At 64.0% G+C, this 20,784-nt stretch carries 26 protein-coding genes and 1 pseudogene; 21 read left to right on the top strand and 6 right to left on the bottom strand.

All coding sequences use genetic code 11. The annotated features are described in order from the left end of the window. Positions 1–50 precede the first annotated feature (50 nt). Genes V8686_RS00265 through V8686_RS00255 form a run of 3 tightly spaced genes read left to right on the top strand, consistent with a single transcriptional unit; the run spans position 51 to position 3,974 of the window. On the top strand, positions 51–1,310 hold the full coding sequence (locus tag V8686_RS00265) for a hypothetical protein (RefSeq protein ID WP_379701787.1): 1,260 nt from the start codon (positions 51–53) through the stop codon (positions 1,308–1,310). Continuing rightward, a complete protein-coding gene (locus V8686_RS00260) occupies positions 1,307–3,358 on the top strand; it encodes a DUF2341 domain-containing protein (protein ID WP_379701786.1) in 2,052 nt (683 codons plus the stop codon). The genes V8686_RS00265 and V8686_RS00260 overlap by 4 nt, the downstream gene beginning before the upstream one ends. Positions 3,359–3,386: 28 nt before the next feature. Next, positions 3,387–3,974 carry a hypothetical protein gene (locus tag V8686_RS00255; protein ID WP_379701784.1) on the top strand — a complete coding sequence of 196 codons (588 nt, stop codon included), beginning with the start codon at positions 3,387–3,389 and terminating at the stop codon, positions 3,972–3,974. Between the two features lie 90 nt (positions 3,975–4,064). On the opposite strand, the gene V8686_RS00250 is transcribed toward V8686_RS00255, so the two are convergent. After that, a complete protein-coding gene (locus tag V8686_RS00250) occupies positions 4,065–4,751 on the bottom strand; it encodes a hypothetical protein (protein WP_379701783.1) in 687 nt (228 codons plus the stop codon). Between the two features lie 265 nt (positions 4,752–5,016). Here V8686_RS00250 and V8686_RS00245 point away from each other — a divergent pair. Further along, positions 5,017–5,112: pseudogene (locus V8686_RS00245) on the top strand (surface glycoprotein); the annotation flags it as partial. Positions 5,113–5,211: 99 nt separating this feature from the next. After that, positions 5,212–8,043: an HVO_2072 family ArtA-dependent S-layer glycoprotein gene (gene csg / locus V8686_RS00240; RefSeq protein ID WP_379706413.1), complete on the top strand. Its 2,832-nt coding sequence runs from the start codon at positions 5,212–5,214 to the stop codon at positions 8,041–8,043. Between the two features lie 790 nt (positions 8,044–8,833). Here csg and V8686_RS00235 read toward each other — a convergent pair. Both V8686_RS00235 and V8686_RS00230 read right to left on the bottom strand, forming a co-directional pair. After that, on the bottom strand, positions 8,834–10,630 hold the full coding sequence (locus V8686_RS00235; protein ID WP_379701781.1) for a helicase HerA domain-containing protein: 1,797 nt from the start codon (positions 10,628–10,630) through the stop codon (positions 8,834–8,836). Next, positions 10,627–10,860, bottom strand: a complete 234-nt coding sequence (locus tag V8686_RS00230; protein WP_379701780.1) for a MarR family transcriptional regulator — start codon at positions 10,858–10,860, stop codon at positions 10,627–10,629. Before V8686_RS00230 ends, V8686_RS00235 begins: the two co-directional genes overlap by 4 nt. A 180-nt stretch (positions 10,861–11,040) precedes the next feature. Here V8686_RS00230 and V8686_RS00225 point away from each other — a divergent pair, with 180 nt between their 5' ends. From V8686_RS00225 to V8686_RS00200, 6 genes are all read left to right on the top strand, one after another. Next, positions 11,041–11,340 carry a hypothetical protein gene (locus V8686_RS00225; protein ID WP_379701778.1) on the top strand — a complete coding sequence of 100 codons (300 nt, stop codon included), beginning with the start codon at positions 11,041–11,043 and terminating at the stop codon, positions 11,338–11,340. Positions 11,341–11,506: 166 nt separating this feature from the next. Continuing rightward, a complete protein-coding gene (locus V8686_RS00220; protein ID WP_379701776.1) occupies positions 11,507–11,644 on the top strand; it encodes a hypothetical protein in 138 nt (45 codons plus the stop codon). Positions 11,645–11,646: 2 nt separating this feature from the next. After that, positions 11,647–12,213 carry a hypothetical protein gene (locus tag V8686_RS00215; RefSeq protein ID WP_379701774.1) on the top strand — a complete coding sequence of 189 codons (567 nt, stop codon included), beginning with the start codon at positions 11,647–11,649 and terminating at the stop codon, positions 12,211–12,213. Beyond that, a complete protein-coding gene (locus tag V8686_RS00210) occupies positions 12,206–12,694 on the top strand; it encodes a hypothetical protein (protein WP_379701772.1) in 489 nt (162 codons plus the stop codon). Before V8686_RS00215 ends, V8686_RS00210 begins: the two co-directional genes overlap by 8 nt. Further along, positions 12,684–13,043: a hypothetical protein gene (locus V8686_RS00205; RefSeq protein WP_379701770.1), complete on the top strand. Its 360-nt coding sequence runs from the start codon at positions 12,684–12,686 to the stop codon at positions 13,041–13,043. The genes V8686_RS00210 and V8686_RS00205 overlap by 11 nt, the downstream gene beginning before the upstream one ends. Beyond that, complete coding sequence (locus V8686_RS00200) at positions 13,040–13,267, top strand: hypothetical protein (RefSeq protein ID WP_379701769.1); 228 nt, start codon at positions 13,040–13,042, stop codon at positions 13,265–13,267. The genes V8686_RS00205 and V8686_RS00200 overlap by 4 nt, the downstream gene beginning before the upstream one ends. 5 nt (positions 13,268–13,272) lie before the next feature. Here V8686_RS00200 and V8686_RS00195 read toward each other — a convergent pair whose 3' ends face one another. Next, positions 13,273–14,202, bottom strand: coding sequence for a twin-arginine translocation signal domain-containing protein (locus V8686_RS00195; RefSeq protein WP_379701767.1), 930 nt, complete (start codon positions 14,200–14,202; stop codon positions 13,273–13,275). 94 nt (positions 14,203–14,296) lie between these two features. On the opposite strand from V8686_RS00195, the gene V8686_RS00190 reads away from it, so the two are divergent. Both V8686_RS00190 and V8686_RS00185 read left to right on the top strand, forming a co-directional pair. Beyond that, positions 14,297–15,346 (top strand): Cdc6/Cdc18 family protein, encoded by a 1,050-nt coding sequence (locus V8686_RS00190; protein ID WP_379701765.1) that lies wholly within the window; start codon positions 14,297–14,299, stop codon positions 15,344–15,346. A gap of 54 nt (positions 15,347–15,400) precedes the next feature. Then, the gene (locus tag V8686_RS00185; protein WP_379701764.1) at positions 15,401–15,646 is read left to right on the top strand and encodes a hypothetical protein; all 246 of its coding nucleotides are present in this window, start codon (positions 15,401–15,403) and stop codon (positions 15,644–15,646) included. 6 nt (positions 15,647–15,652) lie between these two features. Here V8686_RS00185 and V8686_RS00180 read toward each other — a convergent pair whose 3' ends face one another. Then, a complete protein-coding gene (locus tag V8686_RS00180; RefSeq protein ID WP_379706410.1) occupies positions 15,653–15,901 on the bottom strand; it encodes an ArsR family transcriptional regulator in 249 nt (82 codons plus the stop codon). 447 nt (positions 15,902–16,348) lie between these two features. On the opposite strand from V8686_RS00180, the gene V8686_RS00175 reads away from it, so the two are divergent. Genes V8686_RS00175 through V8686_RS00150 form a run of 6 tightly spaced genes read left to right on the top strand, consistent with a single transcriptional unit; the run spans position 16,349 to position 18,883 of the window. Next, positions 16,349–16,819 (top strand): PadR family transcriptional regulator, encoded by a 471-nt coding sequence (locus V8686_RS00175; protein ID WP_379706408.1) that lies wholly within the window; start codon positions 16,349–16,351, stop codon positions 16,817–16,819. Beyond that, the gene (locus V8686_RS00170; protein WP_379701762.1) at positions 16,819–17,322 is read left to right on the top strand and encodes a hypothetical protein; all 504 of its coding nucleotides are present in this window, start codon (positions 16,819–16,821) and stop codon (positions 17,320–17,322) included. The genes V8686_RS00175 and V8686_RS00170 overlap by 1 nt, the downstream gene beginning before the upstream one ends. Next, a complete protein-coding gene (locus V8686_RS00165; protein WP_379701760.1) occupies positions 17,315–17,581 on the top strand; it encodes a hypothetical protein in 267 nt (88 codons plus the stop codon). Before V8686_RS00170 ends, V8686_RS00165 begins: the two co-directional genes overlap by 8 nt. Further along, positions 17,582–17,770, top strand: coding sequence for a hypothetical protein (locus V8686_RS00160; protein ID WP_379701759.1), 189 nt, complete (start codon positions 17,582–17,584; stop codon positions 17,768–17,770). Beyond that, positions 17,757–18,038 carry a hypothetical protein gene (locus tag V8686_RS00155; protein WP_379701757.1) on the top strand — a complete coding sequence of 94 codons (282 nt, stop codon included), beginning with the start codon at positions 17,757–17,759 and terminating at the stop codon, positions 18,036–18,038. The genes V8686_RS00160 and V8686_RS00155 overlap by 14 nt, the downstream gene beginning before the upstream one ends. Further along, positions 18,035–18,883: a hypothetical protein gene (locus V8686_RS00150; RefSeq protein WP_379701755.1), complete on the top strand. Its 849-nt coding sequence runs from the start codon at positions 18,035–18,037 to the stop codon at positions 18,881–18,883. Before V8686_RS00155 ends, V8686_RS00150 begins: the two co-directional genes overlap by 4 nt. Position 18,884: 1 nt before the next feature. On the opposite strand, the gene V8686_RS00145 is transcribed toward V8686_RS00150, so the two are convergent. Further along, positions 18,885–20,123, bottom strand: coding sequence for a tyrosine-type recombinase/integrase (locus V8686_RS00145; RefSeq protein ID WP_379701754.1), 1,239 nt, complete (start codon positions 20,121–20,123; stop codon positions 18,885–18,887). Between the two features lie 125 nt (positions 20,124–20,248). Here V8686_RS00145 and V8686_RS00140 point away from each other — a divergent pair, with 125 nt between their 5' ends. Next, positions 20,249–20,464, top strand: coding sequence for a hypothetical protein (locus V8686_RS00140; RefSeq protein WP_379701752.1), 216 nt, complete (start codon positions 20,249–20,251; stop codon positions 20,462–20,464). Then, entirely contained in the window at positions 20,461–20,772 is a 312-nt protein-coding gene (locus tag V8686_RS00135) for a hypothetical protein (protein WP_379701750.1), read from the top strand. The genes V8686_RS00140 and V8686_RS00135 overlap by 4 nt, the downstream gene beginning before the upstream one ends. Positions 20,773–20,784: the final 12 nt, after the last annotated feature.

Below are 20,784 nucleotides of genomic sequence, written 5' to 3'. Positions count from 1 at the left end.
TTCGTGGAACGGTCGACGCCTCAATCGACCCCGGAGATACCACTATCTCTGTGACGGATGCGTCAGAGTACCCGGACCCAGCCAACGGGAACTACAACCTCACGTTGTGGGATGAGTCGGTCGGCCGGCCGGATCAGGACGGGAGCGTCGAGAAGGTCCGTGTCACCGGGCGAGACACGACAAACGACAATCTCACAGTGACGCGCGGTATCGGGGACACGACCGACACGTCGCACCCATCCACGTCGGCGCTTCAGATGGGCATCTTCGCCGATACCATCTCGACCATCGACGCGGAACTGTCGGACGACAGCTACGGAAACGTCTCTGTCCCCCCAGCCGATGCCGACCTTACCACGTACATCCCCGGCAGGTCCGGTGAGGTGATTGATCTCGCCGGCAGGGAGTACACGGTCGCGTCGACGGTCACGGTCCCGTCGCCGATCACAATCCGGAACGGGACAATCCAGCCGGACTCGGATTCGAGCGCCTCGAGTTTCGCGAACGATTGGATGATGCGGACGGATCCCGCCGCCGATCACCGGAACGTCCGATTCGAGAACGTTACGTTCGGACCTCGAAACGGTGTCACCATCGCCGGGATGCAGTTCAACAACGTCGCCGAGTCGGTGTGCCAAGGCTGTGATTTCGAAGACATGTGGGGGAATACTCTCCAGGTAGCGGGCAAAAACTCGACGCAGAATGAGTGGGGAACGCTTCGCGTCGAGGACTGTCAATTCAATAATTGCACGGCGCAGGTCAATTCGGACGCCGACTACGTGATGTTCGTCGGGTGTGACATCTCGAATAAGACGGCCCTCACGCTTGCCGGCGAGAACAACACCGTCACATCCTGCCATGTCTCGGCCGGTGGAACGCAGGACAAGATCACCGTCACGGGGAATAAGAACAAGGTCTACTCCACGACGATCAACCACACAAGCCGAGCCATCGTCGCGACGGGGTGTTCACGACTCCATATCGACGGCATCCAGTCGCTCATCTCGGCCGCGCACGCGATCTACCTCGATGGTGTGACCAATTCGACCGTCGAGGGACTGACGGTCGGTCGTGCCGGCAACACCGACACTGGGGATGCCGTCCATCTCACCGACGCAGCGGGCACCTGTACGAGGAACGTAATCCGAGACGTGCAGGCTGACGTGTACGCCAACGATTCGCCGACGACACGTGACGTAGTCCACGAAACGGCCGGTGTTTCGGGCAACAAAATCCACGACTGCACGCAGCAGGGTGGCGCGGGGCTGACACTCAACTCCACGGATACGAGCAACAACACAGTCCTATGACCTACGGAAGCTCCGCATACGGAAGCTCCGCATACGGATCAACTTCCGGAGAGAGTGGCCCCGGTAGCGATGAGCCGACGGCATCGTGGTACGACTCGAACTGGTCCTACCGGAAATCACTCGACATCGACACCGGGCAGGTGACGGCCGATCTGTCGAGCTATCCGGTACCGATAGAGATCACCGGAGACGGCGACCTCGGGTCGAACGCCCAGTCGAGTGGTGACGACATCCTCTTCACCGCTGACGATGGAACGACGAAGCTCAACCACGAGATCGAGTCATACGACCCCGCCACCGGCGACCTCTACGCGTGGGTGCAGGTTGCGACGCTCTCCTCGTCGTCCGACACCAGCATTTTCATCTACTACGGGAACGGAAGCGCCGCGAATCAAGAGAACGTCACCGGCACATGGGACGGCGATTACATCGGGGTCTACCACTTTGAGGCGGATCCGGGAACGGGAACGCTTCCCGACTCAACGGCTAACGCGAACGACGGGACTGTCAACGGCACCCTCGGCTCCGCGCAAGAAGAAGCGAGTGTCTTCTCGAACGGGTGGAACTTCGACGGCGGGTCATCTGTCGAGTTTGGAAGCGACCTTATCGCTGGATCGGCCGGCCTCACGGTCGAGATTTGGTATGTCGACCCCGCGTTCGATGACGGTCGGGCCTTCAACACGACCGGGACGGGGACGAGCCAGACGATGCTGTGGCCGGACAACGCGAACGGACTCGACTTCATCCTCGAAGGCTCCCGTGTCTCTGATTCTGACACTTCGCTCACGGGGGCGGTCTCGCAGATTGGTCGGTGGGACGGCTCGACGATGTCTCTGCACCGAAACGGGACGCAGATCGGAACAGCCTCCTACACAAACTCGCTCCCGGACTCGGGCAACGCGTGGTTCGGCGATAGCGACGGGACGGGGTCAAGCGCGCTCACGGACCTCGTCGACGAACTGCGTCTCTCGTCCGTCGACCGTGGTGCGGGGTACGCCGAGACAACTGATAATCTCCTCCGCAACTCCGGGGCGCTGTTGACCGTTGGCACCCAGGAAACGGCGACCCAACCAATCACGCTGACCGGCTCGGCGGCTACCGTCACTGTCGCCGAACCGACCGGCGACGCTACAGCACCGGTCACCGCGACCGCGTCGGCACCCACGACGTCCGTCCAGGCCCCCAGCGGCGCCGTCGCAGCACCCGCAACCGGCACCGGCACGGCCGGCGTCGTCGGGGCCGTCGAACCGGCGGGCGCGATCCAGGCATCCACCACGGCTACCGGGAGCGTCGCCACCGTCACGGCCACGGGACCGAGCGGTACCACCACCGCGCCGACGATAGCGACCGGGTCCACGGCAGTTGTCACTGTCGTCCAGCCTGCGGGGAGTACTGGCGGGATCGTCCTGACCGGCTCGACGGCGACGGTGACCGCCGCGGGGCCGAACGGCACTGCGTCGGCCCCCACGACGGTGACTGGGACCACGACCACCGTCGACGCTGTGGCCCCTCCCGGCCAGGTGCTTGCCCCCACGACCGAGACGGCGAGCGTCGGCGTCGTCACAGTCGAGCAGCCGGCTGGAGCGTTCGCGCCCCCGGGCGCTATCGTCGAGGTTGAGTCCCTCGTCGCCGCGTTCGACCTGGACCGCACCCTCGCTGGGGGCTTCGACATCACCCGCGACCTCATCGGCTCGATCACCATGCCCGCACGCACTAACCAGGACGTCGACACCTACTGGGAGGGCGATACCCTCCACCTCGACGTCACCTGCTACACGGACGACCGGAATAGCACGCCGACGGACCTCTCGGGCGCCAGCATCGAGTGGACACTCCGCCCGCTGCCGGCGTTCGCGCCGGAGCTCACGAAAACCCTCGGGAGTGGCATCGTCGACGTCGACCTCGGCGCTGGAGAGTTCCGCGTCGAAATCGACGATGGCGAGACGCAGGGACTCTCGGGCGAGTACTACCACAAGGTCGTCGTGACTGATTCAGACGGCAATCAGACGACGATCCTGACCGGCTGGATCGATATCGACCCGTCCTGATCGCCCCCCTGTCTGTCGGTGCCCGCGTATGGCCCAGTCCCAACTGTGGTCAGTCCTCAGTATCGCCCCGACAACCATCCTCGTCGCCGCCGGCGCCGTTTCGATCGTCGTCCTCGTGGGGACGCGTCGCCGTCTCGGTCCCGACGCCGACTGGGTCGAGGTGATCCGGGCGACTGCACTGCCGATGCTGGATCCGGCCATCGAACGTCTCCTCGGTGGCGTCGGTTCGGCCTACGAAATCGCACCGGCGGAGTACGTCGGCCTGTTGCAGGCCTCGCCCGAGGAAGTCGAGCGGATGCTGTGGCAGGCCGGCTGTCGTCGGAACGTCCTCTCGGCGACGAAGACCACGCCCGACGGGCGCCGGCAACTCGGGGCGTGGGTGTACCGAAATCCCGCCGATGTCGGCCGGCAGATGCAGGTCGACGTCCTCCTGTTTGCGGGGCCGAACGACACGACGCTCGTCGCGGCCCATCACGAGTACTCCTCGAGTCTGCGGTGGCTCACCGAGGACCCGTCGGTACTCGTGAAGCACTATGCTGGAGAAACGTACGATCCGCACGCGGGCGCGGCGATCCTGCAGCGAGCTATTCTGCCGGACGCGCGGTGGGTCGAGTAGCCCGACGCCGGCGATTCTGGCGTGGGGCGCTTACAGCTACTGGCGTGATCTTTCGTAGGTACTCCGCAGTGTGTGTAACTCGGTGCATGCCTATTCCTCAGGAGTCTCTGGTGACTCTGCAGGCGCTTCGTCGGCCACCTTCCGGAGTGCTGGTTCTGTCTGTCGTCCCTGCTCGGTCTCCCTGCTGATTTCGAGTGGTTCCACGGAATACTCCGGTGATACCCGATAATACTCGAGCAGCGTTACTGGCGTATGCGCCTCGATACAGTCGTGGTCGTCGATGTTCGACCATGTGATGAGTGGTCCAAACGATTCGAAGAGCTCCATTGGCGTGGTGTCGGTGAGCTTGACGACACCACTTTCACTGGCTGTATATCGGCGGTTGTGATGCTCCTCGTAGCGGTCGCGATCGATGATCCAGATTGTGCCGTCGGGACGGGCTTCTCGGACAACCGTCTCGAACTTTTCCAGTTTCCGCTCGCCGAGATAGTGGAGAATCCAATCGTAAATCTCACGCGCAACAGCGTCCTGCAGGAAATTACGGCCAGTCGCATCGATCTGCTCGAGTTCCTCGCGATTCACCTCCACGAATTTCTGCGCGGCTCTTTTGTCATCCCCTTCGAGGTACACGACGGCATTGAACGCAGCGCCATCTTCCCGAGTGTTGCGTCCTGAAATCCGTATCTGCCGGACATGGGTTCGTTCCTCGTAATTGAAATCTCCAAGCCCAAACTCCGTCTGTGGGCCTTCCTGGATCTTCTCGAATGCTTTTGTCATTGGTATGTTGACTGTGAGCGGTCGCGCACAAATAACACGCTCAACCGAGCTGACACGCCAAAAATATAGACGAACAAACATTAGTGAGCTCACACTTTCTTAGTATATTTTAGATTACAATAATATCGAAGTACCACAAAACACTTAATTCAGGTTCGATATTTTCCTGACACCCCTACCAGTGGCTGGATCGTCCCAGACCACAAACCCGACATGAAAGAGGAACGACCTCGGAAATGTCACTGCAGACACAACAACGCAAAAAATGACAGACTATAACGAGAAAGTCCGCGCAGTTATCCTTGCGGCGCTTATGGTATTCAGCGTCTTCGCTGGTACCGTGGCGCTGTCGGGATCGGCTGCTGCGGTTGACTCAATCGACACAAACAACGCGTCTGTGTCCCCGAGTACAGTCCCACAGCAGAACGTGACTCAGACAGTCACAGTCACGTTTGATAATGTGGACGCCTCTAGTGGTAGTGGCGGCGAAGAAATCAACATCACCAACGACAACGCAGTATTCAAATCGATCCAGACTGATTCGATCAGCATCGAGAACGATACTGAAACGTTCTCCAATAGTGACAGCGAGGTCACTGAAAACCTGCAGGTCATTGGTGACCACAACATCGGTGTGACGGTCGACACGCAGCAGGTGGCAGATGGAACCGACAATATCACCGTTACATTCGATGCTGTTGTCAACTACAACGGTGTCTCTTCGGACACTGTCACTGCCTCGATCGACGAAAACGACGACAGTGTTGACTCCACTGTCACTGACATCGAGAGCAATGCCGATCAATCCACGGACATCGAGTCCATCTCGGTTTCCGACATCACCCGTAGTTCCGACTTCAGCACCGCGGACGGTGAAGGTACCATCTACGACGGCGCGACCGTCTTCCAGGGCGAGTCCGGTCTCTCCCTGGGCGGCGACCTCGCGGGCGAGACGCTCGTGAAGACGGCCGGTGACGCCGAGGGCGTTCCCCTCGAACTCCCCGACATCCCGCAGAGTCAGGAAACCGGTCGCTACACGACCGACGGCTCTTCCGGTTCGCCCGGTGTGACGGTCACGACTCCGCGTGTCACCACGCTGGACGTGATCAACACGAACGGTGAGGACATCGCCGGCGGCTCGGTCGCCGAGGGTGTCTCCGGTGAGAGCGGTTCCGGGTACCTCTCGGTCGTCGCCTCGTGGAACTACGAGCAGGCCGAGGACCTCGAACTGACCGTCACCGACGACTCCGGTCTCGACGTGACCGGTGACGTCACCTCCGATGCTGTCAAAGATTCGGGCGACGTCACGTCGGATGCGGAGACCCAGAACGGATACGAGCTCAGCAACGACGAGGTCGGCTACGACCTCGACCTCGCTGACTCGGGTACGGGCACGTACACGATCGAACTCGCCGGGACGGACGACCTCGACTTCGGTGAGGCCGTCCAGACCACGACCGTTACGGTCACCGGCGACGACGACGCGAGCCTCAACCTCGACTCGGACGAAGTCACGCGCGGTGAGGACGTCCGCTTCGAGATTCAGGGCTCGGACGCTGGCGACACGCACACGGTCCTGATCGAAGCCGACGACTTCCGTGACGGCTTCTCGCCCAGCAACGCACAGAAGGTCTTCCGCCAGGTTGGTGACACCGGTGCAGTCGGTACTGTCAGCAACGCGGAGGACCTCTCCGGCGACGTTGACGAGCGTAACACCGACACGGCCGACGACGCCGCCAACATCGACTACGCGTACGCGAACGTGACGATCGACGACGACACGGGTGTCGGCGTCGGTCAGATCGAGACGCAGTATCTCGACGACTCGGACGTGGACGTCTACCTGTACGAGCAGGGCTTCGGCGTTCCGTTCTCGACGAGCAACGCGACCGCAGAGGACAACGAGACGGACGACGAAACTCTGACCGTCGAGCAGGGTGACCTCTCCATCGAATCGCCCGGCAACACCTACGTTGTCGGGAGTGAAGTGGACGTGAACGGCACGGCGTCGGAAGGCATCGACGAGGTCGCCTTCTTCGTCCGCCGCCAGAACGACTACCAGCTTCTCCAGATCGACGGCAGCAACACGCTGACCGTCGACGCTGACGGCACCTTCGACGAAGAGGACGTCGTCCTCTCCCAGGGTGACGCGGCTGGTAACAACGAACTCTCCCAGCCCGGGACCTACCGTCTCGGCGTCCTCGACGCCGACGGTGTCCCCGGCACGATCGGTACGGGCGAGGACGAGATCGAGACGATCACGACCTCGGAGTTCAACACGAACACGAGCGCTCAGCAGTCGCTGCGCGTGCTCGACACTGAACTTGAGGCGAACCTCAAGACCGTCGGCGGCCAGGTGGCCACCGAGGACAACGAGGTCAACGTCTCCGGTACCGCGTTCGGTGCCCAGCAGGTGACCATCGTCTTCGTCGGTGAGCGTGGGAACACCGCGTACCACACGGTCAGCGTCGACGACGACAACACGTTCGACGAGGACGACCTCACGGTCTCGGAAGCCACGGGCGGTAGCGGTCTCTCCGAGGGCGAGGTCAGTGCTCACGTGATGATTCCGGGTCGTGACGACCAGTTCGGTGACGGGTCCTTCGACCCCGGTGCGGACTTCCAGGAATTCGTCACGGAACTCGACAACGACAACTCCGGTCTGACGGGTCAGCAGGTCCGCTCGCGGATCCTCGACCAGACGACCGAGGAAGTCGCTTCTGACGACCGGATGGTCACGACGCGCTTCCGCTACGCGGACGCGCAGACGACGATCAACACGGTCTACCCCGAAGGGATGGAGGCCTCTGGTGTCAACCCGGTCGGCGTGGACGACACGCTGGTCGCGGAAGGTTCCACGAACCTCCAGCCGGACGACAACTCGATCACCGTGGAAATGATGACCACCGACGGTGACTCGGTCGCACTGACGACGACCGAGGACTGGTCCTTCGACGGGACCTACCAGGTCGCCCTCGAACTCGAGGACGTGCAGACGGGCACGTACGACCTGGAAGCCGACGACAGCTACAACACGGACATCATCGAAGTCGAGATCGTCCAGAACGTCCAGACGGCGACGCCGGAACCGACGGAGACGCCGGAACCGACGCCGACCGAGACGGCGACGCCCGAGCCGACGCCGACCGAGACGTCGACGCCTGAGCCGACGGCGACGGCGACGGCGACTGAGACGCCGACGCCCACCGAGGGCGGCGGCCCCGGCTTCGGCGCCATCGTCGCGGTCATCGCGCTGCTGGCGGCTGCGCTGCTGGCCACCCGGCGCGACTAACGACGAGAACCACGACTGACCGCCGATAGCGGTCATCCGGTGCGGCTTTATTTTTTCGCGACGCTACGATCCGAGCGACAGCGACCGCTATTCGTCGGCGGTGTCAAGCTCGTCGAGCATCGCTATCGAGTGTGTGCCAAGTGCCTCATAGAGACACTGGGTGCAGAACTGATCCTGGGCATGGAAGGCACTCGGATCGGACGACCGCCCCTGTGGCCGGTACGACTCGAGTGAGTCTCCGCAGTAGGTTTCCTCACGCTCCGGTCGTTTCAGGTGCGTCGCTGTTCCTTCACTCGAATAGAGTACCCACGCATCGGCTCCGACCATACGACTAGATTCGTGACCCTCCAGTATGATCCCTCCTGCGACACTCCCGAGCGGTTCGTGTCGGCGTGCCTCCTCGAGTGGCTGAGTGATACACTTCGATAGCGGGGTGGGGTGTGGCGACGCTACCTGGAGAACTGCAGAGGGAGGGGAAATTGGGGAGGGGATCCCCAAATGGATAGCAACGGGCACACTATCGCACGCAGACATGTGGAGGCATGTCCGCGAGGGGGTACAGTCGGGGAACGCACCCGGCGGGGACCGTCTCGGGGAAGTGCGTCCACGCGGGTGCAATTCTGTGTCGCAGGCGGACGAACATGAAGGGGCAGGGGCTGTTGCCAATTCTGAAACGGCGCGGAGTTGGGTGGGGCGACTGGGACGACATTGGTGACTGGGATCCGGCGCCGCCGCTGGCGATGCTGGCGGTCGGGAAGATACACATCGATACCGGGGTGGGGAGTGGCAGCTACAGTTCGTCCATCACGGCTTCGGCTTGCTCGCGACGCTGCTGGGCTTCTTTGATCTCGGCGACGCCGTCCAGGTCGAAATCAATCAGCGCCGGCGACTGCTGGACGCGCTTGAGGACGCCGAGGGCCTCCAGTGTCGAGGCGGCCTTCGAGACGTCCGACGTGCCTTTCACGCCGAGGCGATCCGCGACGGTTTCGTAGTCAACCGGGCTGCCCTCCTGGATGATCGTCGCGACGACGCCCCGGACGTACCGCGGCGACGCGCTCGTCTTCTCCTTTGCCTCCTCGATGGCTTTCTGGACGACCGGCTCGTCGACGAAGTCTTGATAGTCGGTCGGGACCGTGACGCCGTCGCCGCCCTGCTCGCGCAGCCGTTCGTTCTCGGCTTCGAGGGCGTCGATGCGTTCGTGGGCGTCCTGGAGGCGGCCGCGGAGGTCCTGGGCTTCCTCGCGGGCCTCGTCGTACTCCTCGACCAGCCCGTCGCTCGGTGCCGGCGTCGCACTTGCCTTGATCTCGACGCCGACCACGTCGCGGACCTCCTCCAGCATCGTCTCGATCTCCTCGGCACGCTCGACGCGAGCCTCGATGCCCTGCAGGCGTTCGACCTCGGCCTCCAAGTCGTCGCGCTCTTCGCGAAGGGCGTCAGTCTCGGCCTCCAAGTCGGTGACGCGCTCCCGGAGTTCGGCGATGGTTGCGTTCTTCTCTTCGAGGAGTTCATGCTGTTCGGTCTCGACACCGCCGCCATCGCTGCCCTGGGCGGCGTCGACGAACGCTTCGCCGAGGCGCTGGAGGTCGCGGGCGTCCTCGAGTTCGTCCTCTAACTCAGTGATCCGCCCGTCTTTCTTGTCGAGGCGTGCTTCGAGTTCGGCGATGCGGTCCTGCCGGCGCTCGTGCTGCTCGGAGATATCTTCGAGTTCGTCGACGAGGTCGGCGTCGATCGCCTTGAGGTCCGGGCGATCGACATCGTCAAGGCCGGGCGTCGCGCCAGCGTCGAAGGTGTGCTTGCGACGGAATTGCACCCGCTCGACGTCGGCGTCGCTCCAGTCGGCCTGGACGAACGCTTCACCGTCCGCAAGCCCCTCGATCCCGTCGGCGTGCTCGCGGTCGATCACGCGCTTGACCACATCTGTGTCGTTGTCCCAGGTGAGCCGATGCCAGACCAACAGGTCCGCCTGGGTGATGAAATCCTTTTTTACGTCGGCGGGGCGCTGGGAGAGACCCATGATGCCGAGCCCGCGTTTCCGCCCGCGCTTGGCGACTCGGATCAGCACCTCGCCCGTCTCGTTGAGACCACCGCCTTCGGGGATGTACTCGTGAATCTCCTCGACGAGCATGAGGAACGGCTGCAGGGCGGATTGCTCGCGGGCAAACAACTCCCGGGCGGTCTCCCGGACCAGCGCGTCGGCCTCGTCGCCGTCGACGTAGCCCGAGACGTCGAGGATGATCGGGACGAGTTGATCCAGGGCGAGGTCGGCGAGCTTACCGGCGTGTTCCGGTCCGACCTGGAGATCACACTCCTCGGTCGCACCGACATGGAGGAGTTCGTACTCCTCTTTTAGGCCCCAGTACTCACCGTCGACGTCGACGACCAGCAGTGGGAGGTTCTGGGCGAGCAACTCCTCGGAGACGACGCTGCCGGTGTTGGATTTCCCTGAGCCGGACTTGCCGGTGATGAACGCCCGGCCGGTGAGGAGTTCTTCGACCGGGAGGGTGTAGGGTTCGCCGGCGACGGTTTCGCCGACAGTGATAGTCCGATCTGGGGACATCTCTTTCGGGGATTCGGGCTCCGCGCTCATGTATCCTCCCGCGGGTCCTCCACAAGTCGCCAGAATGCGGTCGGCTCGTGGACATACTCGATACATTCGGCCGCGTAGAGGCGGTCGAGACGTTTCGACACCGTCGGCCGTGACGTATCGGTCTCGTCGACGAGGTAGCCTGTCGTCGCGTACCCGTCAGTGCGGACGAACGTGTTGAGGACGTCGTCCATCGTGTCGTCGATCTTGACCGGCATCGGTTGGGTAGTCATCCGATCACCACACCCTTAGTTATCCATGCGACCACTTGTAATTACGGTTAGTAGGACTAACCACCTTTACGGTCCGTTAAGACTAAGTGATCGGGTGACGTACCTGTAGGTACGGAGCGGGAGTCGGCGTGAGAACGCCGCCCGGTGTTGGAGCACCGGACGACCGCTTCCTGAGGAAGCATGACTGAATCCGATTCGCGCCGGCACAAATCTGTCGGCTCCGACCTGCCATCGAGCGCGTACCGCCTCGGCATCGACACCGCTGGGCGCGAGCACTACCACGACCCCATGACCCAGCACATCTGGGTGGCCCGCGACAGCGACGTCGTCCATGAGCGGGACCTGGACGGCCGGTCGGTCGTCGCGTGGGTGCTGTTCGTCGACGAGAAGCTGGCCGGATGGGCCGAGCGCCACCCGGTCGAGGAGGCCGGCGGGCTCGAAAGCATCGTCGAGGACGTGGCCCGGAGACTGGACGCATGAGCACGACCCACGACATGACGAGCCCGCGCACCCGACGCGCCCGGTTTCGGTCCCTGCGGGCCGAGCAGATCGCCCCGGGGATGTTCGAGGTCGAGCGCCGCGGTGGCGACACCCACGTCGTCGACCGCCGCGAGGGGCGTGTGACTGCGAGGACTTCGAGTACCGGATGGGCCCGGCCGGCGGCGCGTGCTACCACCTCCGGTTCGTCCGGCTCGTCGAGGACGGCGTGCTGTGCCCCGGCTGTGGCTACGAACGCTGCCGGCCGAGTTGTCCCGAGCGATCGACCACCGAGGAGGACCACTAACTATGCCCGAGACTACCGACACCGACGAGCGTACTGACACCCTTACCCTGCGAGCGAGCGGCACGGCGGTCATCGAACGTGAACGTAGCGAGGGTGACCTCGACGTCACCATCACCGAAGAGGCCGACCTGGACGCGACCCTCGACGTTGACGCCAGGTGGATCAAGAGTCACGGTGGCGTCTACAAGCAGGGTGCCCACCTCAAGCGCAGTGACGTCACGGAGTTGATCGCCGAGCGTCTGAGCGGCGACGACGCGCAGTACTATGTCGAGGACACCGAGGTGTGGACGCTGCGGCTCGACGGTCGCGTCGACGACTGGCTCAACGTCGCTATTTACCTCGCGAAAGATCGCCGGCGCGGCTCGAATGCGAAGATCGCGACGAACGCCTGCCACATCCTCGATGGCCTCGCCGAGTACACGCCCGAGGACGCACTCCGTCCGTACCTCGCGATACTCGATCTGCTCGGGCAGTACGACATCTCGGACTACACGAGGGTGGGCGTGCTGGACGACCTGATCGGCGAGGAGACTGGCGCCGTCGCCGAGGAGGTGCCCGCCAATGCCTGAGCTACAGGTCGGCGACGTGGCGCTGGATCTCACGCAGGGGCGCCCCGTCCACGTGCTTGAGGACACCGGCCAGACCGCCGCGGAGTGGTCCGACGCGAACGACTACGACCTCTGTGGTAACTACGGCAACAGTCGGCTGGAGGCCCAGCCCGACGACGCCGTCTTCGAAGTGGTCTACTGTAGCAACGCCAAATCCGAGCCGAGTAAGACCTACGCCATGCCCGAGTCGCGGCTACTTCGCATCGAGACCGAGGCGGCCGACGATGGGCGGCCAGTCGCCGAGCGGGCTGTCGTCGACGTCCTCGAACAGTTGTTCGATCTGGCGATGCAACTCGACGAGGACTGGAACACGGAGCCGGAGGGGTTCGACGACGCTCTGTCGACGCTCGTGATCAACCACTCTGAGCGGCTGGACACCCTCGGCGGTGAGGCACGCGAACTCGCGGACGTGTCCCACACGGTGACCGGCGATGTCGAGTGATCGACCGGGCGGCCTCACGATCCGCTTCCGCCCGAACAGCGGGCGCGGGACGCCCGAGCGCCTCCGTCTCGAATCCCGAACGGACGGCCTGCACGACTACTACGAGGACTACTGGAACGGGTGCAAGTGGCTGCCGCGCGGCCACGACGTCCTCGCCGACGTCGAAGTCGAGGGCACCCTCGACGGCACCGCGGTCCTGACGCGGCCGGACGGTGGCGAGACCACGGCTGACCGACTCCGTGAGCACCTGGAGGACGCCGTCGAGGCTACGACCGCGGACCCTGCCGAGACGCGCCGACACCTCCGGGAGGCGCTGCAACTACTCGACGCCATCGAGGAGGGCGTATGATGCCCGGGAGCGACTTCCGGTCGTTCGCGGACCCGGATACCGAGTTCGTCCTCGACGTTTCTGAGACACCGCGAACCGTGGATGGGTTCAAACCGGGCGAGCCGACTGGGAAAGTGATCTGCCCGCATTGCGGTGAGGCCGCAAGCGCCCCGGAGTACATCCCGCACCCCGAGAACTGCCGGCAGTCGGGCGTCACCTCCGAGTGGTACGAACGGACGCACTGACTACCTCACTGTTCCCACTTCAGTAACTCACCGTCGTATCGATACCCCGCGTTCAACGTCGACGGTGGGATCACTTTGCTCACAACGAACCACACCTCCTGGGTGATTCGCTCACCTGAATAGACGCGTTCTGGCCACGATGATTTTCCTTCGGATTCCCACCGCTCGTCATCTCGCCACAGAACAAACTCCTCGATTGGCGGTGGCGTGACCGGTGATTCGGTTGAATTTGAGGCAACGACAGATAACGACACGCGCTTTTTGCGATCCGGGAGACCGGACGAATTCATCTCTCCGAGTTCCAGCGGTGCGATCCCGACACCCTCGACCGTCCGAAATTGACCAAACGGGAGGGTGTCCGGCCGTGGCGTCGTCGGTTCCGGCGTCGGGGTTGCCGTCTCCTCAGTATACGAGAGTGTCAACTCGTAGGAGATCCGAACTGTTTGATCCGTCGGTGCCGTCCCTGTCGTCGTGTGGTCGAAGACGATCGCGTGCTCGTCGGCCTGCAGTTCTGCGTTAATCGTCGTCAATGAAGTATCGTACGTTGATGGCTCCGTGTACAACAGAAACTCGCGCTGTTCCCGGTAGCGTTCGAATTCGGCACGTTCCATCACGAACACGTCAACCGATGCATCGGATTGAACCTGTACGCTCAACTCCATTCGTGCCGGTAGCTTCGGTTCGGGGAATCGGACAGCATACGTGTTCGGTGGGAGGACGACTGTACCACCAATAGTCTGCTGGGTCGCCGTCGACGATTCCTCCGTGTTGCGCCAGGGGTCAGCAGCGCCGCGGAACTCCGGCGTCGATGTCGGGGCTACTGTCGTCCGAGTTGGGGTGTTAGTATCCGCCTCCGAGGCGGCTGGCTGGCCGTTGCTACCAGCGCAGCCTGCACCCACCGCCCCCAGCGTTGCGAGGAACGAACGTCGATCCATGTGATAGTGGTTAAACTGATCTGACATAAACGTATGCCACCCCCGGAAACCATACCCCATTTTATGTATCCGCTCGTCGTCAGGTCAGTCCGCGATGATTACCGATCCCCGCGTCTTCGAAGACGATCACCTCCCACGGGAGTTGATGCATCGCGAGAGTGCCGTCGAGACCCTGCTGCGGGCGTGGGACCACACCCGACTGGGCGAGGCCGGCGACGAGGTCATTATCGCCGGCCCCTCCGGCGTCGGCAAGACCGCCCTCGCCCGGCATACCCTCCAGCGACTGGCCACGCAAGCGGCCATCGACCACACCCACGTCCGCTGTCTCGGGGCAACGCCAGCATCGGTCCTCCGCACAGTCTGTCGGGGGGTCGATATGGACCCACCGGGTAACGCCCCGACAGATGCCCTCCAGACCAACCTCATCGAGACGATCGACCGCCCGACCGTCGTGATCCTCGACGAGGCCGACGACCTCCCGGGGTCGCCGGCACTGGAGTTGCTGGCCGGCGTCCCCCAGCTCTCGACGGTCGTCATCACCCACGACCTCCACCACTGGCTCGCCCGTCTCGAACACGTCAACGACCGCTACATGGACGCGACTACCCTCACGCTGGATCGCTACGGGGTCGCCGAACTGGCGGATATTCTCGGCGCCCGGGCGCGGGCGGGACTGCCGCCGACAGCCGTGACGCGGGGACAACTCGAACGGATCGCCGACGACGTCGCCGGCGTCGCCCGTGAGGGGATTCAGGCGCTGCGGGCCGGCGCGAAACTCGCTGAGGAACGCGGGCACGGGACGATCGAGGCGGTTGACGTCGACGATTCCTTCGAGCGGGCCCGGCATCTGATTCGGCAGTCGAATCTTCGGTCGCTGCCTTTCCATCATCACGTCCTGTACGCGGTCCTCTTCGAGGCCGGCACGTTGGAGGGGCAAGCGTTGCACGACCGCTACGACGCCGTCGCCGAGGCGGCCTACGCCGACCATCGCCTGACGCCGGTCGGCAAGCGGTCACAGCGGAACAAACTGCAGAAGCTCATGGCCTACGATCTCGTCGCTCGCGAGGGACCCACGCACGACCCGACCTACGTTGTCGTCGACGAGGGGGTCGAGCCGACGCTCGCGATCCCCACTAAAGCATAGGGGGTCGGAAATTCACTTCCATTTTTAGGTGTATCCGGCCGTCGGTCCTCGCGTATGGCACCAGACACGATCGAGGCCTACGACGGGACCGAGGTCGAAGTTGATGTCGTCAAACCACTCTCGGGTGGGGGCGCCCGCGTCGAGATCGATGCCATCGACGGTGCGCGCTGGCGACTCGATGTTACCAGCACGGGTGAACTCAGCGAGGTCGTCACCTCGTGGAATAGCGATGGCGAACTGGCAGATAAAGAGGTGCCCGACTGGGTCGACGATATCCTTCTGCGACTCGCGAGGGCGTAAAAGATGTCAGTCCTGGCCGGCATCGGGCGTCAGCTCGCTCGCGTCGAGCTCCTCGTTGAGGAAAGCCTCGCCCCGGTCGGTGAGGCGGTAGAGTCCGGTGCCGATACGCTCGACGAGGCCGTACTTCGCGAGTTCCGACAAACGGTTACTCGCGTGGTTGGCGGCAGTGACGCCGAACGTCTCGTCGAGAGCTTGGGGCGTAAGATTCCCCTCGTCGCGCATCGTCTCCATGATGCGCTCGTCGACGGGGCGCATCCAGTCGGCTCGCTGTCTGACCACATCGTCTGTAGGCGCTGTGTAACTCATAGTGGTACCGATGGTAGACGATACGAAGTGCGACCATTTGTATTTAGGCCCATACCCATTCCACTTGCTGTGTGACACACAGCAAGTTATTTTACCTGTCCGACTCAACGGAGTAAGTGACCCGGGCCTTCCGGCTCTACGAAGGCCGGCGTGCTGGAGACACGCCGGGCTCGGGTCAACCTCCCTACGAGGTTTCCGAGCATGCCCAACGAGAACAGCGGGGCACAAAACGCTAGCCCCACGAACCGAGACGAATCGCCCGCGAACACACCCAGTACTGACGCAGATGCTTCTCACGACGTCGTCTCACCACACGCCGATGCCGCCGCAGAACGAAAGGGTTGTGCAGGCCAGAAGGCCCGCACTGAGGCATCGAACGGCGACGCGGAAAACGATATCGACGGTGCCTTTGCCGCAGCGGGGGCGGATCGGCGGCCGAGCAGCGACGACCTCCGCACCGACGGCGGTCTCCTCACCGGCGGCGACGACGACGTCCACCCGACTGACCTCACCCAGTTCCAGACCGACATCCTCGCAATCCTCGCCGGTGGGGGAACGGACGCCGAGACCCAGACCGGCCTCGAAGCCGACTACGGGCTCGCCATCAAGCGCGCCCTCGAGGGCTACTACGGCCAGGAGGTGTACCACGGGCGTCTGTACCCGAACCTCGACGACCTCTTCGAGAAGGGCCTCGTCGAGCGCGGAAGTGTTGACAAGCGGACCAACAGCTACGCGCTCACCGATGCTGGGCGCGATCTGCTGCGGGGACGCATCGAGTGGCTCGCCGACCAGGCCGGCCTAGACGTGATGGAGGTCGATCACCGGCTCGCGAACACCGAACCCGTCACCAAGGAGGGCGACGACTGATGGCGGGCTGTCGCAAGTGCGGCCGTCGGTGCAAGGGCCGTCTCTGTCGGGACTGTGAGCGCGACGAGCGGTACGCGGACGAAGCGCGGTACCGCGCTGACCAAGACGACGATGACGACGAGGGAGAGGACCCGGTCCCGCTGCCGGACGGCGGCGTCGCCGTCGACGGTGACCAGCCGGGGACGTTCGAGTGCCCGGACTGTGGCTGTCAGGTCACGCGCGGCCCGAGTGGCCGGGAGTACGGCCACCGACGCGGAACCACCCACGCCGACTACGAACGGTGCCCGCGGCGCTCGGCAGCGGTCGATCCCAAGCGGTCACAGCCCGACAGCGACCTCGTCACTGACGGCGGCCGCGTCCACCCGGCCGACGCGGCACTGACTCACCGCGGAATGGGTGACCAACGGTCGGCGACCTGTCCGAACGGGAGCGTCGAGTGCGCCAACCCCGGGACCGCACCCTGCGCGGAGTGCTTTCTGAATGGCGGTGGTGAGGATGCGTAGACACCTGGTTCGCGGCGTCGCGACGGCGGCCGCGTTCGCGACAGTGACCGCGCTGGCACCGTATGTCCTCGTCCGCGAGTTCACCCGCGGGGCGTCGGAGGCCGACCAGCAGACGGGCCTGCAGTGGATCGAGTCGGGGCATCGGACCATCCTCGTCGACCTCGACGCCACCGACGAGGACGATGCCGGACGTGAACGGTATCCAGCCCACGTCAGCGCCGACCAGGAGGCCGTCGTCGATGTCCAGGAGGTGCGGTAGATGGCCGACACCGAGCCGACCGAGACCGAGCGCTTCGACGCCGCCCTCGAGGAGGGCATCACGTTGGTCGAACAGGGCGATACGCCACTCGTCGCCGCCGACTGGGCCGCCGAGCGCTACGAGCTGAGCCATCGGCAGACCGAACTCGAGGAGCGGATCCAAGAGGAGGTCGAGGATGGCGACGACTGACGCTCCGACACCGCTGCGGGAGTACACCGCCGGCGATACCCTCGAATTCGAACTCGCCGATCGCGAGGGCATCCTGCTCGGGACCGTCGAACGGGTGACCTGCGTCGGTGGGGAGTGTCGGGTCCTGCTCGAGCAAGGCGTTCCAGACTGGCGCTGGCGCCTCGTCGACCGGCCAGGGCACCCGACGACCGCTGCGGTTCGGATGATCGACGGCGTCGCGGGGTGGGAGGATCGTGGCGCTGTTGCGTCCGTGGAGGTGGTGGCGTGAGTGACACCGTCCAGGCCTGTCCGGAGTGCGATTCGGCGGTCGTCTACGAACGCGCTGACGCCGATCCAGCTTGGATCTGCTACGAGTGCGACGCCGAGTTCGACGAGCCGGTTGAACGACCCTCCCGGGCGCCTGGGGTGACCGACTCGGCGGACGCCGAGGAACCACAGGGCACCGACTCGCCAACCCCGACGGTTGGGAAGCTGGACACGCCTGACGCGGTGTTCGAGGGTGTCGAGCCGGGGGCGAAACTGGCGATGGCCGACTACCAACAGCCGTTCACGCTGATGGACGTTCGTCACCGAATCGTGTGGGACGTTCCATTCGGCGAGGACTGGGTCGACGCCGAGGTGATCGTCACCCAGGGCGCCGGCCTCAGCGGGACGGGATACCGCGCCGCCGTAACGAGTGCGGGAGAGGTTGATTTGTATCGGCCCCACGGCGATGACTATGTCCGGGAGGCCGAGAAGCACATCACCAGCGCTCACAGCGTCGAGCACGTTGGCGAGATCAGCACAGCCGCGAAGCTCCAACTGCTCGGCGACGGGGTCGCCCAGCCCGAGGAGACGACTCCTGGCAGCAGTATTACCGGGAGGGAGAGACGTGACCCGCGACTATTACCTGCTCGCGCTGTGGGCAGTGGTGCTCGCGGCCGGGAGTGGACTACTGATTCTGGACGTGATAGCATGAGTATCGAGACTGACAATCCTGACGACCCGACGATCTTCGAAGAGCTGTACGAACGCCACGGCGACGCCTACGAAGAGTTGGCGGTATCGGACAACCCCGCCGCGCCGTTAGCTCAGATGGTCGTCGACGAGGCGACCGGGGAGGACGATGCCTGAGTCAGTCGCCGTCCGCGGCGTCGCGGAATCGCTGGACGGCTTTCGCCCGGAGCGTGGGGTGTTCCATCATCGTCTCGAAGAGCGTGTCGATGGCGACCTGTTTGGTCTCGTCATCCGAGGAGACACGGCCCTGGTAGGCGGCGTTCTGGGCCTTCGAGATCGCGTCCGCGGCGATCGGATCGAGTGCCTGCCCGCACCACATACAGAGGCCCGAATCGGGCGGGCTCTCCTTCCCGCAGCGGTCGCACTCGATCGGGGCGTGATCCTCGGCCGTCTCGCGTTCGACCTCCTCGCCGTGGAGGGCGCGATACTGGGTAGTCGCGTCCTCGCCACCGAAGGTCGCGACATAGCGGGCGACGGCATCACTCCCGCGCTGGCGACCCTGGCGGTCCTCGATCAACGCCGCGTTCGCGCCCATCCGGGCGAGCCAGGTGGCGTTGGACTTCCGGAGGATCGTCGGCGTGACTCGCTTTTCGATGTCCGCCCGGCGGGCAGGTTCCTTGAACATCTTGAGGAACATCGGGTAGGAGAGATGCTCGGTGGCGCCGAGCTTGCACCACATCGGGGCGTCACCGCTGTCCTCGGGATGTTCGTCGAGCCACCGCGAAACGTAGGGCGTCGAGGGGACCAGTGCGACCTCGCGCTCGCCAGTCTTGCCGTCGACGACGACCTTCAGCGCCTCCGGACCGTCGATGATCTGGCCGCGAGTGAGGCTGTAGAGTTCGGACTCGCCCCGGAGGCCGGCGTCCATCTGGAGGGCGATCGCCGCCTTGTCGCGAGCGTTGCGCGCCTCGTCGATCATCGGCTTGATGTCCTCTTCCCAGCGGAGGAGGTCGGTCGATTTGGGCGAGGGGTCGTAGTTGCGGGGGGTCTTCGCCGAGACGATCTGGAGACTCTCGGGGACCTCGTTGCCCTCAGTGACGCGCTTTCCGAAGACCCGGACGGCGACGCGGTAGTCGCGGTTGGTCTCGGGGTTGTCGTAGGTCTGGTGGATCCAGCGGACGGTGTCCTTGACGGCGTCGGTGTCCTCAAGGAGTGGCTCCAGGGGACCGGCGTTTTCGCTGACGATGGTCAGGTGTCGGAGGAGCTTCTCGTGGCGGTTGTCGCCGTACTCCTCCCGGAGGAAGTACATCTCATCGGAGAACTCGATGAGGAGTTCGCGGTCGCGGTCACACCCGCCACGCTCGCCGGTGTCGAGCCGACCCCGCAGGGCGTCCACACGGTCGCCGGGATTCTGCATGGTTCATCTGCCTATACGTGGGATGTTAAACATCTGGTTGAACTCCCTGTCCCGGCGTCGCCTCATCCGTTTAGCTGTACTCTAACGCCCAGAGCAACCGCCACTTCTACCGGGGGTGTGTCGGCATGAGCGGGCGCTCCTACGAGGGGCCCGCACTCGACGGGACTGTCCAGTACCTTGGGGAGGCGCCGTACCACCAGGGCGACGGCGAAACTGTCGACGTCGTCGACGACGAGCCGACCGGTGAGGAGACGACCACGAATATCCCCGATTTGCAAGAGCGCCCCGCTGTCGAGAGACAGAGTACGTGGGCCGACTGGCAGGGAGGTGAGGACGCGTGAACGTCGTTCGCGAGCGCGGCTGGTGGTACGACGCCGAGTGGGTTCGCTGCGGTCGGTGTCGTGGATCCGGCGAGTACGTCGAGTGCTACGGCGACCTCTGTCACGCGCAGGGGCGGTGTATGCACGACCCGACCAACAACGTCTGCAACCTCTGCGGCGGGACGGGTCGGATTACGGCTGAACTCGACGAGCGGTGGTACTCACGGAATGCGTTCGAGTCGGTGACTGCCCCCGAGGCTGACCTCTGGAACCGTGGAACGCTCCACGCTGTTGCTCGAGAGCGGTACGAGGGGGGTGAGGGCCGTTGAGCGATTGTCCGC

Origin of the sequence: Haloplanus litoreus, from assembly GCF_045690335.1 — an archaeon.
Lineage (GTDB): Archaea > Halobacteriota > Halobacteria > Halobacteriales > Haloferacaceae > Haloplanus > Haloplanus litoreus.
This window is presented reverse-complemented; position numbering and strand designations above follow the sequence as displayed.

What these genes read in the sequence shown, in the direction of transcription:
- V8686_RS00220 (WP_379701776.1), top strand. Translation starts at nt 11,507, where the DNA reads ATGGGCCCGGCCGGCGGCGCGTGCTACCACCTCCGGTTCGTCCGGCTC.
- V8686_RS00250 (WP_379701783.1), bottom strand. Translation starts at nt 4,751, where the DNA reads ATGACAAAAGCATTCGAGAAGATCCAGGAAGGCCCACAGACGGAGTTT.
- V8686_RS00165 (WP_379701760.1), top strand. Translation starts at nt 17,315, where the DNA reads ATGCGTAGACACCTGGTTCGCGGCGTCGCGACGGCGGCCGCGTTCGCG.
- V8686_RS00140 (WP_379701752.1), top strand. Translation starts at nt 20,249, where the DNA reads ATGAGCGGGCGCTCCTACGAGGGGCCCGCACTCGACGGGACTGTCCAG.
- V8686_RS00155 (WP_379701757.1), top strand. Translation starts at nt 17,757, where the DNA reads ATGGCGACGACTGACGCTCCGACACCGCTGCGGGAGTACACCGCCGGC.
- V8686_RS00195 (WP_379701767.1), bottom strand. Translation starts at nt 14,202, where the DNA reads ATGGATCGACGTTCGTTCCTCGCAACGCTGGGGGCGGTGGGTGCAGGC.
- V8686_RS00230 (WP_379701780.1), bottom strand. Translation starts at nt 10,860, where the DNA reads ATGACTACCCAACCGATGCCGGTCAAGATCGACGACACGATGGACGAC.
- V8686_RS00145 (WP_379701754.1), bottom strand. Translation starts at nt 20,123, where the DNA reads ATGCAGAATCCCGGCGACCGTGTGGACGCCCTGCGGGGTCGGCTCGAC.
- V8686_RS00215 (WP_379701774.1), top strand. Translation starts at nt 11,647, where the DNA reads ATGCCCGAGACTACCGACACCGACGAGCGTACTGACACCCTTACCCTG.
- V8686_RS00200 (WP_379701769.1), top strand. Translation starts at nt 13,040, where the DNA reads ATGATGCCCGGGAGCGACTTCCGGTCGTTCGCGGACCCGGATACCGAG.
- V8686_RS00160 (WP_379701759.1), top strand. Translation starts at nt 17,582, where the DNA reads ATGGCCGACACCGAGCCGACCGAGACCGAGCGCTTCGACGCCGCCCTC.
- V8686_RS00255 (WP_379701784.1), top strand. Translation starts at nt 3,387, where the DNA reads ATGGCCCAGTCCCAACTGTGGTCAGTCCTCAGTATCGCCCCGACAACC.
- V8686_RS00190 (WP_379701765.1), top strand. Translation starts at nt 14,297, where the DNA reads ATGATTACCGATCCCCGCGTCTTCGAAGACGATCACCTCCCACGGGAG.
- V8686_RS00170 (WP_379701762.1), top strand. Translation starts at nt 16,819, where the DNA reads ATGGCGGGCTGTCGCAAGTGCGGCCGTCGGTGCAAGGGCCGTCTCTGT.
- V8686_RS00185 (WP_379701764.1), top strand. Translation starts at nt 15,401, where the DNA reads ATGGCACCAGACACGATCGAGGCCTACGACGGGACCGAGGTCGAAGTT.
- V8686_RS00205 (WP_379701770.1), top strand. Translation starts at nt 12,684, where the DNA reads ATGTCGAGTGATCGACCGGGCGGCCTCACGATCCGCTTCCGCCCGAAC.
- V8686_RS00180 (WP_379706410.1), bottom strand. Translation starts at nt 15,901, where the DNA reads ATGCGCCCCGTCGACGAGCGCATCATGGAGACGATGCGCGACGAGGGG.
- V8686_RS00260 (WP_379701786.1), top strand. Translation starts at nt 1,307, where the DNA reads ATGACCTACGGAAGCTCCGCATACGGAAGCTCCGCATACGGATCAACT.
- V8686_RS00225 (WP_379701778.1), top strand. Translation starts at nt 11,041, where the DNA reads ATGACTGAATCCGATTCGCGCCGGCACAAATCTGTCGGCTCCGACCTG.
- V8686_RS00210 (WP_379701772.1), top strand. Translation starts at nt 12,206, where the DNA reads ATGCCTGAGCTACAGGTCGGCGACGTGGCGCTGGATCTCACGCAGGGG.
- V8686_RS00235 (WP_379701781.1), bottom strand. Translation starts at nt 10,630, where the DNA reads ATGAGCGCGGAGCCCGAATCCCCGAAAGAGATGTCCCCAGATCGGACT.